The 13033-nt window shown below is 68.5% G+C and carries 11 protein-coding genes; 8 read left to right on the plus strand and 3 right to left on the minus strand.

The window, feature by feature from the left end; all coding sequences use genetic code 11:
• The first annotated feature begins 69 nt into the window (after positions 1 to 69).
• Both thrC and P0D77_RS01860 read left to right on the plus strand, forming a co-directional pair.
• The gene (thrC, locus tag P0D77_RS01855; protein ID WP_277554450.1) at positions 70 to 1332 is read left to right on the plus strand and encodes a threonine synthase; all 1263 of its coding nucleotides are present in this window, start codon (positions 70 to 72) and stop codon (positions 1330 to 1332) included.
• Between the two features lie 76 nt (positions 1333 to 1408).
• The gene (locus tag P0D77_RS01860; RefSeq protein WP_277554451.1) at positions 1409 to 1579 is read left to right on the plus strand and encodes a hypothetical protein; all 171 of its coding nucleotides are present in this window, start codon (positions 1409 to 1411) and stop codon (positions 1577 to 1579) included.
• Positions 1580 to 1690: 111 nt separating this feature from the next.
• Here P0D77_RS01860 and serA read toward each other — a convergent pair whose 3' ends face one another.
• Complete coding sequence (gene serA, locus P0D77_RS01865; protein ID WP_277554453.1) at positions 1691 to 3289, minus strand: phosphoglycerate dehydrogenase; 1599 nt, start codon at positions 3287 to 3289, stop codon at positions 1691 to 1693.
• A gap of 212 nt (positions 3290 to 3501) precedes the next feature.
• On the opposite strand from serA, the gene serB reads away from it, so the two are divergent.
• From serB to ligA, 3 genes are all read left to right on the plus strand, one after another.
• Positions 3502 to 4164, plus strand: coding sequence for a phosphoserine phosphatase SerB (gene serB, locus P0D77_RS01870; RefSeq protein WP_277554455.1), 663 nt, complete (start codon positions 3502 to 3504; stop codon positions 4162 to 4164).
• 96 nt (positions 4165 to 4260) lie between these two features.
• A complete protein-coding gene (locus tag P0D77_RS01875; protein WP_277554456.1) occupies positions 4261 to 4647 on the plus strand; it encodes a hypothetical protein in 387 nt (128 codons plus the stop codon).
• A gap of 63 nt (positions 4648 to 4710) precedes the next feature.
• The gene (ligA, locus tag P0D77_RS01880; RefSeq protein ID WP_277554457.1) at positions 4711 to 6876 is read left to right on the plus strand and encodes an NAD-dependent DNA ligase LigA; all 2166 of its coding nucleotides are present in this window, start codon (positions 4711 to 4713) and stop codon (positions 6874 to 6876) included.
• Between the two features lie 28 nt (positions 6877 to 6904).
• Here the strand turns inward: ligA and P0D77_RS01885 are convergent, their stop codons facing one another.
• Positions 6905 to 7756: an ABC transporter permease gene (locus P0D77_RS01885; protein WP_277554458.1), complete on the minus strand. Its 852-nt coding sequence runs from the start codon at positions 7754 to 7756 to the stop codon at positions 6905 to 6907.
• Positions 7753 to 8706 (minus strand): ABC transporter ATP-binding protein, encoded by a 954-nt coding sequence (locus P0D77_RS01890; protein ID WP_277554459.1) that lies wholly within the window; start codon positions 8704 to 8706, stop codon positions 7753 to 7755. Before P0D77_RS01890 ends, P0D77_RS01885 begins: the two co-directional genes overlap by 4 nt.
• Positions 8707 to 8819: 113 nt before the next feature.
• Here P0D77_RS01890 and P0D77_RS01895 point away from each other — a divergent pair, with 113 nt between their 5' ends.
• The 3 genes from P0D77_RS01895 to P0D77_RS01905 all read left to right on the plus strand — a co-directional run bounded on the left by P0D77_RS01895 (position 8820) and on the right by P0D77_RS01905 (position 12815).
• Complete coding sequence (locus tag P0D77_RS01895; protein WP_277554460.1) at positions 8820 to 10151, plus strand: O-acetylhomoserine aminocarboxypropyltransferase/cysteine synthase family protein; 1332 nt, start codon at positions 8820 to 8822, stop codon at positions 10149 to 10151.
• Positions 10148 to 11419 carry a homoserine O-acetyltransferase MetX gene (gene metX, locus P0D77_RS01900; RefSeq protein ID WP_277554461.1) on the plus strand — a complete coding sequence of 424 codons (1272 nt, stop codon included), beginning with the start codon at positions 10148 to 10150 and terminating at the stop codon, positions 11417 to 11419. Before P0D77_RS01895 ends, metX begins: the two co-directional genes overlap by 4 nt.
• A 97-nt stretch (positions 11420 to 11516) precedes the next feature.
• Positions 11517 to 12815 carry an O-acetylhomoserine aminocarboxypropyltransferase/cysteine synthase family protein gene (locus P0D77_RS01905; protein WP_277554462.1) on the plus strand — a complete coding sequence of 433 codons (1299 nt, stop codon included), beginning with the start codon at positions 11517 to 11519 and terminating at the stop codon, positions 12813 to 12815.
• Positions 12816 to 13033: the final 218 nt, after the last annotated feature.

Raw genomic sequence — 13033 nt, forward strand, 5'->3', positions numbered from 1 at the left:
CGCTCGACCGTGCTGGCACTACCCGCCACGAACGGCCGACTTTTAGGTGGTGAGACCAACCCACTCGCTATGAGCCTCGCCCTCGATGCGCCCACGCAGGAGGCACCCACCGTCGCCGACGACGGCGTCTGGCTGGAGTGTATCGCCTGCGGCGCGCAGTTCGCGCCGTTCGACGACGTTCGATTCACCTGTGACGACTGCGACGGACTGCTGGAAGTCCGCTACGCCGACCCGCCCACGTTCGACGACTTCGCCGGCGAAGGAGTCTGGCGGTACTCGGCCGCCCTCCCGTTCGAGGAGGGCGTTTCGCTTCCCGAGGGGCACACGCCGCTCCACGAGGTGCCGCGCCTCCGCGAGGACATCGGCGTCAATCGTCTCCGGATCAAACACGAGGGGATGAACCCGACGGGGTCGTTCAAGGATCGCGGAATGACCGTCGGCGTCCGCGTCGCGAAGGAACTCGGCGTCGGCCGCCTCGCGTGCGCCTCGACGGGCAACACCTCTGCCGCCCTCGCCGCCTACGGCGCACGCGGCGGGATGGAGACGCTCGTCCTCCTCCCCGCCGGGAAAGTCGCCGCCGGGAAGGTCGCACAGGCGAGCCTCCACGACGCCCGGATTCTGGAGGTCGACGGCAACTTCGACGACTGCCTCGACATCGTGCAGGATCTGGCCAACCGCGGCGAGGTGTACCTCCTCAACTCCCTCAATCCGTTCCGCTTGGAGGGGCAGAAGACCATCGGCTTCGAGATTCTCGAGGAGTTCCGTGACGACTACGGCCGCTTCCCCGACCGCATCGTCCTGCCCGTCGGCAACGCGGGCAACACCTCCGCGCTGTTCAAGGCGTTCCGCGAACTCGTCGCCGCCGGCGCGATGGACCCCGACGACGTGCCCGCGCTGACCGGCGTGCAGGCCGCCGGTGCCGCACCGATGGTCGAGGCAATCGAGGAGGGCAACGACGAAGTACGACGCTGGGACTCAGTCGAGACGCGCGCGACCGCCATCCGCATCGGCAACCCAGTGAACGCGCCGAAGGCGCTCCCGGGCATCCGCCAGACCGGCGGCACCGCCGTCGCCGTCGACGACGACGCCATCACCGAGGCGCAACGCGACCTGGCACGCGAGGGCGTCGGCGTCGAACCCGCCTCCGCGGCGTCGGTCGCCGGTCTGCGGAAACTGCGCGAACAGGGCGTCGTCGACGCCGACGAGGACGTGGTGTGTCTCACGACCGGCCACCTGCTGAAAGACCCCGACGCCGCCTACGAGGCCGGCGGCGACCCCGAGCCCGTGGCGAACTCGACGGATGCGGTGCTGAAGCACATCGGCGCAGAGTGAGCCGTCGCTGTAGGTGACGCAAGCGCACCCCCGGTCGACCGAACGCTTCACGTAGCGCTGTCGAGTGGTCGGCGTCGTGTCCGACCGCACCGACCGACTGCTCGCCCTCCACGTCGTGTTGCTCGCGCTGTTGACCGTCTCACAGACGACCACCGTCCCGCGGAATCAACTCCTAGGAACGATCGGAGTGACTGCCGGAGCCATCGCTATCGTGTACGCGGTCGTCGAGTTGGTTCGCGCGTCCTGATGGCGCTACGCTTCTGTCTCAGAAGCCGGACCCGATCTGTAGCGACGCGACCCGGACGTACACCGAGCGCGACAACGAGTGAGAAAACGGGCGAGCGGCTGTGAAACGTCCTCAGCGGCCGTTTTCGGCGTCGTCGAGAACGATCCGAGTGACCGAGATGATCCGTGAGTCGTCGAGGAGTCGGTCGACCGCCTCGTCGGGGACCGGGTCGTCGAGGTTGTAGACGGTAAGCGCCTCGCCGCCGATGGTCTCGCGGCCGTTGAACATCCCCGCGATGTTCACGTCGGTGTCGCCGAGGACGCTCCCGATGAGGCCGATGACGCCGGGTTCGTCGCGGTTACGAGCGACGAGCATCTGCCCGTACGGGCGGGCGTCGACGCGGTAGCCGTCGATGCGGACGATACGCGGGTCGTCGCCCGCGAACAGCGTTCCGCAGACGGACATCTCCGTGTCGCCGTCTTTCACCGTCACCGTGACCAGACTCTGGAAGTCTTCGGCCTGCCGGGTCTTGCTCTCGGTCACCTCGATGCCGCGGTCTTTCGCCAGTTGCGGGGCGTTGACCGCGTTCACCTCGTACTCCAGCGGCGAGAACACGCCTTTGAGTGCGCTGGCGGTGACCAGGTCGACCTTCTCGGCGGCGATGTCGCCCTCGTAGTGGACTTCGACGCCGGAGATACGCTCACCGAGCAACTGGGCGGCGATTTTCCCGGCGGTCTCTGCCACGTCGAGGTACGGTTCGATGCGCGGGAACGCCGACTCGTCGACCGAGGGAGCGTTCAGGGCATTGACCACGGGGTCGTCCTCGAACGCCGCGAGCACCTGTTTCGCGGTGTCGACGGCGACGTTCTCTTGGGCCGCCTCGGTGCTGGCACCGAGGTGGGGCGTCGTGATGACCTCGTCGACGTCGAGCAACGGCGAGTCCGCGGGGAGCGGTTCCTCCGCGAACACGTCCAGCGCCGCACCGGGGACCGGGCCGTTCTCGACGGCCTCGGCAAGTGCCGCCTCGTCGACGATGCCGCCGCGCGCGCAGTTGATAAGGTACGCGTCGCCCATCGTCTCCAGTTCCTCCGTGCCGATCATCCCCTCCGTCTCGGGGAGCAGCGGCGTGTGGATGGTGACGAAGTCCGCGCGGGCGAGACAGTCGTCGAGGTCGTCGACGAGTTCCGCGCCGAACTGCGCGGCGCGTTCCTCGTTGATGTAGGGGTCGTAGACGACCAGATCCATCCCCAGCGAGTCGAGCCGCTTGGCGACTTCTTGGCCGACGCGCCCCAGGCCGACGATGCCGAGCGTCTTGTTGTTCACCTCGCGCCCGAGGTAGTCGCCCTTCGCCCACTCGCCGTCCTTCAGGCGGCCGTGCGCCTGTGGGATGGAGCGGGCAGCGGCGAACGTCATCGCGACGGTGTGTTCGGCGGCCGCGCGGACGTTCCCCTCGGGTGCGTTGGCGACGACGACGCCGTGGTCGGTCGCCGCCTCAATGTCGATGTTGTCGACGCCGATGCCGGCGCGGCCGACGATGACCAGTTCGGGGGCCGCCTCGAACACCTCGGCGGTCACCTCCGTCCCCGACCGGACGACGAGCGCGTTCGCGTCCGCGACCGCCTCCAGCAGGGCGTCGCCCTCCAGATCGTAGCCCGTGACGACCTCGTGGCCGGCGTCTCGCAGCGTTTCGATCCCCGCGTCTGCGATGGGGTCCGTGACGAGTACCTTCATAGGCGGTCGGAATAACGGCGCGTGGGTAAGGCTTTCCACGTCGGCGTAACTCGCCCGACAGAGTGATCCACAAATTCGGATCGTCAACCCCCTCGTTTCGGGTGGAGATATCATAGTTATGGGGAAGAGACAAGTTGGCACACCAACGCGGTCCCCGCCGGAGGAATCGCCCGAGTCGGGGAGTTGAAGCCGCGCGGGACGAAGGGTGAGCTATGACACGACTCGTTGCGTTCGACTTCGACGGGACGCTCTCGGACTCGGAGATGACGGTCTTGCTCGGCGAGCGATGTGGCGTCGCCGACGAGATGGCCGATATCACCGAGCGAGCGATGAACGACGAACTCAGTTACGCCGAGAGCCTGCGCAAGCGGGCGAGCCTCCTCGAACATCTCGAAACGGAGGAGGCGGAGGTGGCGTTCGATCAGGTAGAACTACGCGAGGGCGCGGCGGGCGTCATCGAGCGTCTGCGCGACCGCGGTCACTACGTCGCCATCTTCACCGGCGGCTTCGAACGCGGCGTCGCGAGCGCTCTCGACCGCGCGGGCGTCGAAGTGGACGAGATCGTCGCCAACCGCCTGCCCGTCAAGGGTGGTCGCCTCACGGGCGAGGTGGAGGGACCGCTCATCGAGGGGACGAAAGACGAACAGTTGGAGCGCGTCGCGGGCGAACGGGACACCCCGATGACGCGGACCGTCGCCGTCGGCGACGGCGCGAACGACCTCCCGATGCTGGAGGTGGCGGGCCTCGCCGTCGGCTACGAGCCGAAACCGGCGGTCGAACCCGCGTGTGACGTGGTCGTGGAGTCGATGTTCGAACTCGCGGACCTGTTCGAGAACGAGGGCATCCTCGTGCCGGACGTACAGCACGAACGGTAACTGGCCGACTGCGGCGGAGCCGCCACCCCCGCGACCGATCGCTCGTCGCCGGAACCGTCGTGTGGGTTCATTCCGATGGCGCGAGATGTAGTAGCTATGCTCAGAACCATCCTCACCGCGGTCTGTACGCTCGAAGTCGTCGCCCCGAAGACACTCGTCGCCGCCGCCGAACGACTCGCACTCGACAACCCCGAGGAGTGCGACTGGCGGTCGTGGGTGCTTCCGGGTGCGCGACTCGAAGGGCTACTCATCCTCTGGTCGATGTGGCGAAGCGACGCGTCGTACGCGTCGTTCAAGCGCTTCCTCGGGGTCATCGGCGTCCTCGCGCTGCTGTACCCGCGTGCGTACGTCGACTACGGATCGTCGCTCGCGTACACCAGTGACTCTACCCCCGAGTGGAAGCCGTGGGTGTACACGGGAACGCGAATCGTCGGCCTCCTCTACGTCCTGATCGCAGTTGGAGAACTCCGCCGCGGATCGTAGTCTGAATGGGAAGCGTCGGCACGCTCCGATGGATTCACGCGAGCGCCGGTCCAAGCGCGGGCAATGAGTACGCCCGCTGAGGTCGACGCAGACGACCTCCGCTACGCCGACCCGGACAACCCGTATCTGGTCGACCCGGACACCGAGTTCACGCCGGTCAAGGACTTCGACGCGGACGCCGCCGCAGACGAGGCCGACCTGCTCCGCGCGGCCATCCGTGAACACGACCACCGCTACTACGCCCGGAGCGACCCGCTCATCGCCGACCGGACGTACGACGCGCTGTTCGCGCGGTTAGAAGAACTGGAGGACGCGTTCGACCTCGCCGCCGACGACTCTCCGACGCGTCGCGTCGGCGGCGGCACCCTCGACGAACTCGGGACGGTCGAACACGCCGCGCCGATGCTCTCTATCGATCAGTCGGGCGAGGCCGAAGACGTCCGCGAGTTCGACCGGCGCGTACGGCGGGAACTCGCCCGAGGTGGAGACGGTGAGTCCGCCGAGGTGGTCGACGATGTCGACTACTCCTGTGAGCCGAAGTTCGACGGCCTCTCGGTGGAAGTCGTCTACGAGGACGGCCGCTACGTGCAGGCGGCCACCCGTGGCGACGGCCGCACGGGCGACGACGTGACCGAGCAAGTGCGCACCATCTCCTCGGTCCCGGAGCGACTCGCCGGCGACCCGCCGGCGACGCTGGCGGTGCGCGGAGAGGTGTTCATCCCACGCGACGCGTTTCAGGAACACAACCGTGAGCGCGTCGAGGAGGGCAAGGAGCCGTTCGCAAACCCCCGCAACGCCGCCGCCGGGACGCTGCGGCAACTCGACCTCGACGCGGTCGCCGACCGACCGCTGGACTGCTTCTTCTACGACGTCCTCGGATGGGACGCGGATGCGGGCGGTCCGGACCACCCCGACACCCACCTCGCGGAACTCGACGCCCTGCGCTCGTTCGGCCTGCACGTCAACGACCGGGCGGAACTGGCCGCCGACATCGAGGCGGCCATCGACTACCGCGACCGCCTGCTGGCCGAGCGTGAGGACCTCAACTACGAGATAGATGGCACCGTGATCAAGGTGAACGACCGTGCGGCCTGCGAGCGATTGGGGACGAAATCCCGCTCGTATCGCTGGGCATTCGCGTACAAGTTCCCCGCCCGCCACGAGGTGACAACGGTGGAGGATATCGTCGTGCAGGTCGGGCGAACGGGCCGGTTGACCCCCGTAGCCCTGCTGGACCCAGTCGACGTGGGCGGCGTCACCGTCTCGCGGGCGACGCTGCACAACCCCGACGAGATAGCCTCACTCGGCGTCAACGTCGGCGACGAGGTGCGGGTGAAGCGCGCGGGCGACGTGATTCCACAGGTCGCCGAGGTGGTCGAATCCCACAGCGACACGGCCTACGAGTTCCCCGGCGAGTGTCCCGTCTGCGGGAGCGAAGTGGAGCGCGACGGCCCCCTCGCGTTCTGCCCGAACGGCCTCGCGTGTCCCGCGCAGGCGGAACGCGCGGTCGTCCACTACGCCAGCCGAGGCGGTCTCGACATCGAAGGACTCGGTGAGGAGTCCGTCGAGCAACTGCGCGAGGCGGGGCTGGTTGAGACGCTCCCGGACCTGTACCGACTGTCCGACCGCCGCGAGGAACTGGCGGAGTTGGAGGGGTGGGGTGAGACGAGTGCAGGCAACCTGATTCGAGAGATTGAATCGAGTACGGAGCCCGAACTGGCCGAGTTCCTCGCCGCACTCGGCATCCACGAGGTCGGCGCGGCGACCGCGCGGAACCTCGCGCGCCACTTCGGCACGTTCGACGCGGTGCGGAACGCCAGCGAGTCCGAACTGGTGGAGGTGGACGACATCGGCGAGACGGTCGCGCGCACCGTCCGCGACTTTTTCGAGACCGAACAGAACGCCCGCGTCATCGACGACCTCCTGCAGTACGTCGACCCACAGGCCGACGAGACCGACACCGGCGACGCCCTCGACGGGCTAACCTTCGTGTTCACGGGGTCGCTCTCTACGTCGAGAAGCGTCGCGCAAGACCTCGTAGAAACGCACGGCGCGAACGCCACGTCGTCCGTCTCCGGCAACACCGACTACCTCGTCGTCGGCGACTCGCCGGGGACGAGCAAGCGCGAGGACGCCGACGCGAACGACGTGCCGGAACTGGACGAGGCGGCGTTCGCGGGGTTGCTGGCCGAGCGCGGTATCGACTGGCCGCCCGAAGCCGAGGAGTGAGAAGGAGACGACAGCGCGGCGAGCGAGTTTACAGGTCGGCCGCCTCGAACCGCCACAGCCCCAGCAGCGGCGGGACGAGCATCCACGCGACGAGCATCGCCATCGCGGCGATCTCCATATCGAGCGCGTAGCGCCCGGCGGCCTCCGTCCCGGCCTGTCCCGCGGCGAAGAGGTAGCCGCCGACGAACTCGCCGGCGACGATCTTGAACGAGCCAGTCGGGTTGACCAAGCGGAGCACTTGGAGCAGTTCCCCGCCCGAGATGGGGAGCCAACTTGGGCCGCCGCCCGTGCCGAGATACAGGCGAAGCGGGAACTGGATTGCCCCCCACAGCGGAACGAACAGGAAGTACAGGCCGACCGCACCGCCGATGGCGAGGCGGTTCGACGACACCGCCGACGAGAAGCCGACGGCGATTGCGACGAACGCCGACGACAGCAGCAGCGTCAGCAGGATGTACCCGAAGTACGTCCCCACCTGTAGCGATAGCGGGCCGATGGCGGCGACGACGGCCGGGAGGACGAACCCCGCAGACACCGGCACCGCGATAGCGCCCGACCGGCCGAGCACTTTCCCGAACACCACGTCGGCGCGGGAGTGTGGTAGCGCGAGCAGGAGTTTCAGCGATCCCGATTCACGCTCGCCGACGACCGCGTTGTACGAGACGACCAACGCGATGAGCGGGATGAGTGTCGTGACGAGGGCGTCGCGGATGAACACCGACCCGAGGAGCGAACTCGTCGTCAGCGTCTGCCCCTGTCCGGGGCGGACGAGGTAGACGACGGCCGAGACGAGGAGGACGAAAAACGCCGTCAGCGCCAGCAGCCACCGCGAGCGGACGGCGTCCTGGAAATCCTTGCGGGCGACGGCTTCGAGGCTCATTCGCTCACCTCGGCGTTGACGGCGTCGTGGGCGGACGCTCCCGCCTCGCCGTCCTCGGCGTACGTGAGGAACAGGTCTTCGAGACTCGCCTCCTGCGTGGAGAAGTCTTTCACCGTGACGCCGGCGTCTTCGAGGGCGCCGATGACCTGTGTCTTGGCGTCGTCCGAACAGGAGACGGTGACGGTGCCACCGTCCGTCGCCGCCGAGGAGACGCCGGAGAGTGCTCGGACAGCCTCCAAGTCCTCTTCGCTGGCGGCGTCGACGGTGACGACGAGTTGCGCCTCGCCGCCGACGGCCTCGCGAAGCCCCTGGATGGAGTCTTCGGCGACGAGTTCGCCCTCGCGCATGATGCCGACGCGGTCACACACCGCCTCGACCTGCCCAAGGACGTGACTGGAGAAGAACACCGTCGCGCCGCGGTCAGCCTCGCCGCGCACGATTTCGCGCATCTCTTTCGCGCCGGCGGGGTCGAGTCCCGAGGAGGGTTCGTCGAGGACGAGCAAGTCGGGGTCGCCCACGAGCGCCATTCCCAACACGAGTCGCTGGCGCATCCCCTTCGAGTAGCCACCTGCACGGCGGTCGGCGGCGTCGGCGATACCGACCCGTTCCAACATCGCGTCGGGGTCGCCCTCGACGTCCTTCGACCGCATCGCGAACTCAATGTGCTTGCGGCCGGTGAGTCGGTCGTACACGTCGTACCCCTCGGGAAGGACACCCGTGTGACGGCGCACCTCGACGGACTCCGCCTGTGCGTCCCGCGAGAGCACGCGCACGGTGCCACTCGTCGGACGGACGAAGTCGAGGAGCATATTGATCGTCGTCGACTTGCCCGCGCCGTTGGGGCCAAGGAAGCCGAACACCTCGCCCTCTTCGACTGTCAAGTCGAGGTCGCGGACGGCGGTGACGTCGCCGTATCGCTTCGTGACGCCCTCCAACTCGATGGCGGCCATATACGGCCCGATACCGCCGGTCCCCGCTTTAGACTTTGGGAGTCTCGCCCGACGACGGCGAACGTTGCCGTGACTGTCGTGCATAACCGTGTTCCAGAATATGACTTCGATACATGAGCGACGACGACACCCCGCAGTCGTCACGGGGGGGCGACCGCGGTCGAGGCGGCGAGTGGGGAGCGCGAACGCGGGCGCTCCACTCGGGGTGGGCCGGCGACCCGGCGACGGGTGCGCGGGCACCGCCGATCTATCAGACGACCTCGTACGCGTTCCCCGATGCCGACACGGCTGCCGATCTGTACGCCCTCGACCGCGAGGGCGACGTGTACAGTCGCATCTCCAACCCGACGACCAGAGTGTTGGAGAAGCGCCTCGCCGACCTGGAGGGCGGCGTCGACGCGGTCGCGACCGCCTCGGGGATGGCCGCCCTCGACACCGCGACGAGTCTGCTCGCGAGTGCGGGCGAGAACGTCGTCGCCAGCGCCGAGATGTACGGGGGGACGAGCACGTATCTCGCGCGGATGGCTTCCCGGCGCGGCGTGGACCTGCGGACCGTCGAGACGACCGACTACGCCGCGTACGAGGAGGCGGTCGACGACGACACCGCCTACGTCCACGTCGAGACGCTGGCGAACCCGTCGCTCGTGACGCCCGACCTCGAACGGGTCGCCGCCATCGCCCACGACCACGCGGTTCCGCTCGTCGTCGACAACACCTTCGCGACGCCGGCGCTGTGCAATCCGATCGACCGCGGCGCGGACGTGGTGTGGAACTCGACGACGAAGTGGATCCACGGCGCGGGCACGACCGTCGGGGGCGTCCTCGTCGACGGGGGCACCTTCCCGTGGGACCACCCCGACGCCGACTACCCGGAGCTGTCGGGCGAGAACCCCGCGTTCGACGTCGACTTCGCCGAGCAGTTCGGCGAACGGGCGTTCGCGCAGGTCGCCCGTCACCGGGGGATCCGGACGCTGGGGAACCCGCAGTCGCCGTTCGACGCCTGGCAGACCCTCCAAGGCCTCTCGACGCTTCCGATCCGGATGGAGAAGCACTGCGAGAACGCCCGCATCGTCGCCGAACACCTCCGCGACCACCCTGAAGTCTCGTGGGTCACTTATCCCGGCTTCGAGGAACACCCGACGCACGCGAACGCCGCCGAGTACCTCGACGACTTCGGCGGGATGGTCGTGTTCGGCCTCGAAGACGGCTTCGCGGCTGGCAAGCGCGTCTGTGAGTCGGTCGAACTCGTCTCGTTCCTCGCGAACATCGGCGACGCGCGGTCGCTGATCATCCACCCCGCGAGCACGACCCACGCGCAACTCACGGCAGACGAACAGCGTGCGGCGGGCGTCAGTCCCGACCTCCTCCGCCTGTCGGTGGGCATCGAGGACCCCGCCGACATCGTGGCTGATTTGGACCGGGCCATCGCAGAGGCGACACGATGACGGCCCGCGAGTCGGTCGGGGAGTTCCAGTTCGAGTGCGGCGAGTCGGTCGACGACCTCGAACTGGCGTACGAGGCGTACGGGGAGTTCGACGGCTCGAACGCGGTGCTGGTCTGTCACGCCCTCACCGGGAGTCAGCACGTCTCGAACGCCCCGCGGAGCGAGCGCTACGAGTCCGACGACGACACAGCGGAGGACGACGCGACCGGCGGCTCCGGCGTTCAGACGGCAGGACAGGCCCGCGCGTGGTGGGACGACATCGTCGGCCCGGGGAAAGCCATCGACACCACCGAGTACTACGTCGTCTGCGTGAACGTTCCTGGCTCGTGTTACGGCTCTTCCGGCCCGCCCACAGAGGGGCCGGACGGGGGGCCGTGGGGTACGGAGTTCCCACCGGTGACGGTCGGCGACTGGACGCGAGCACAGCGACGACTGCTCGACCACCTCGGCGTCGGTCGTCTGCACGCCGTCGTCGGCGGGAGCGTCGGCGGGATGAACGCCCTCGACTGGGCGAAGCGCTTCCCCGACGACGTGCGCCGGGTCGCGGCGGTCGCGACGGCGGCACGACTGGACACGCAGTGTCTCTCGCTCGACGCCATCGCGCGCCGTGCCATCACGACCGACCCCGACTGGAACGGCGGCGACTACTACGGCGACGACCGCCCGAACCCGGACGCCGGCCTCGCGCAGGCGCGGCGCATCGGCCACGTGATGTACCTCTCGAAGGCGTCGATGGGTCGGAAGTTCGGGCGACGGACCGCGGGCAGAGACGCGTTCGGCGACGCGCCCGACGACCCCACGGGGCGGTTCTTCCCGTACCGCGAGGTGGAGTCGTACCTCGACTACAACGCCGACTCGTTCACCGGGCGGTTCGACGCCAACAGTTACCTGTATCTCACGCGGGCGATGGACGAGTACGACCTCGCCGCCGGCTACGGCGGCGACGCAGATGCACTGGCGGCGTTCGAGGGGGAACTACTCGTGCAGTCGTTCACCGGCGACTGGCACTTCACCGTCGCGCAGGCGCGACTGCTCGCAGATGCCGCCCGAGAGGTGGACGTGCCGACGGCCCACCACGTCGTCGAGTCCGACCACGGCCACGACGCGTTCCTCGTCGAACCCGAGTCGGTCGGGCCACCGTTGCGCGATTTCCTTGCCGACGGCGTCGACGGCCGTGCGGTCCGTGACGAAGACGACGACGGCGGGAGCGAGCCTCCTGCCGACGACCCGGACCGCGCGCCGGTCCACTCCAGCCTGTTCCCGGGGTAGTCGGCGTTCGGGCCGGACGACCGTGGCGTCACAGACACCGGCGAGTACCGCGCTCGGCGGTAGCGCTTAGGCGGCGCTATCCGTACACCGACACGATATGCCTGGAGACGACACCGACTACGGTTTCTGGACGCGCAGCGTCCACGAAGGAGCAGACCCAGACCCGACGACCGGTGCGCGAGCGCCGCCCATCCACCAGACCACGTCGTACGTGTTCGACGACGCCGACCACGCGGCTCGACTGTTCGCTCTCGAGGAGGAGGGCTACATCTACAGTCGCCTGCTCAACCCCACGGTCGCACGGCTGGGCGAGCGGCTCGCCTCGCTGGAGGGCGGCGTCGGTGCCGTCCCGACGGGGTCGGGGATGGCGTCGTTCGACCTGGCGAACTTCCTGCTCGCGTCCGCCGGCGACAACATCGTCTCCTCGTCGTCGCTGTACGGCGGGACGTACACCTACCTCACACACACCGTCGAGCGGCGCGGCGTCGAGACGCGGTTCGTCGACACGCTCGACTACGAGGCGTACGCCGAGGCCATCGACGACGACACGGCCTACGTCCACCTCGAGACCATCGGGAACCCGGCGCTCGTCACGCCGGACATCGAGCGGATCGCAGACATCGCCCACGACCACGACACGCCGCTGTTCGTCGACAACACGTTCGCGACGCCGTACCTGTGCCGCCCGATCGAACACGGTGCGGACCTCGTGTGGGAGTCGACGACGAAGTGGATCCACGGCTCCGGGTCGACCGTCGGGGGCGTCCTCGTCGACGGCGGGTCGTTCCCGTGGGGCGAACACGCCGACCGCTTCCCCGAACTCGGCGCGGAGAACCCGGCGTACCACGGCGTCAACTTCGCCGAGCGGTTCGGCGAGGCGGCGCTCACCTACGCCGGCATCGCTCGCGGCCTCCGCGACCTGGGGAGCGCACAGTCGCCGTTCGACGCGTGGGCGACGATGCAGAAACTGGAGTCGCTGCCGATGCGGATGGAGCGCCACTGTTCGAACGCTCAACACGTCGCCGAACACCTCGCGGACCACCCGGCGGTCGACTGGGTGACGTACCCGGGGCTGCCGGACCACGAGACGCACGCCGAGGCGTCGGAGTACCTCGACGGCGGCTACGGTGGGATGATCGCCTTCGGCGTCGAAGGCGGGTACGACGCTGCCCGCGACACCGTCGAGGGGACCGAACTGGCGTCGCTACTCGCAAACGTCGGCGACGCGAAGACGCTCGTCATCCACCCGGCGAGTACGACCCACCAGCAACTCACCGAGGAGGAGCAACTGGCCGCCGGCGTCACGCAGGATATGATCCGCCTGTCCGTCGGCGTCGAGAACCCCAAGGACATCGTCGCCGACCTCGACCAGGCTATCGACGCGGCGACGCGGTAACGCGGTCGCACCGAAGGCGGTGACGGGGTCGCTCGAAAGGGGCTGACAGGCGGCCCGTGTGACCGGCCGAATCGGTCACGACGCCGGAGGACGGGCCGCACACCCGCGTCCCCTCCGGCGGCAATCGTCAGCGTCGCATCGGCGAGGGTGGTCCCGGCATCCGAGATGAACCCTCGCCCGAGCCGGTCCGGTTCGGCGTTTGCCGACCGACCGACGGA

The organism is Halobaculum limi, assembly GCF_029490015.1.
Taxonomy (GTDB): domain Archaea; phylum Halobacteriota; class Halobacteria; order Halobacteriales; family Haloferacaceae; genus Halobaculum; species Halobaculum limi.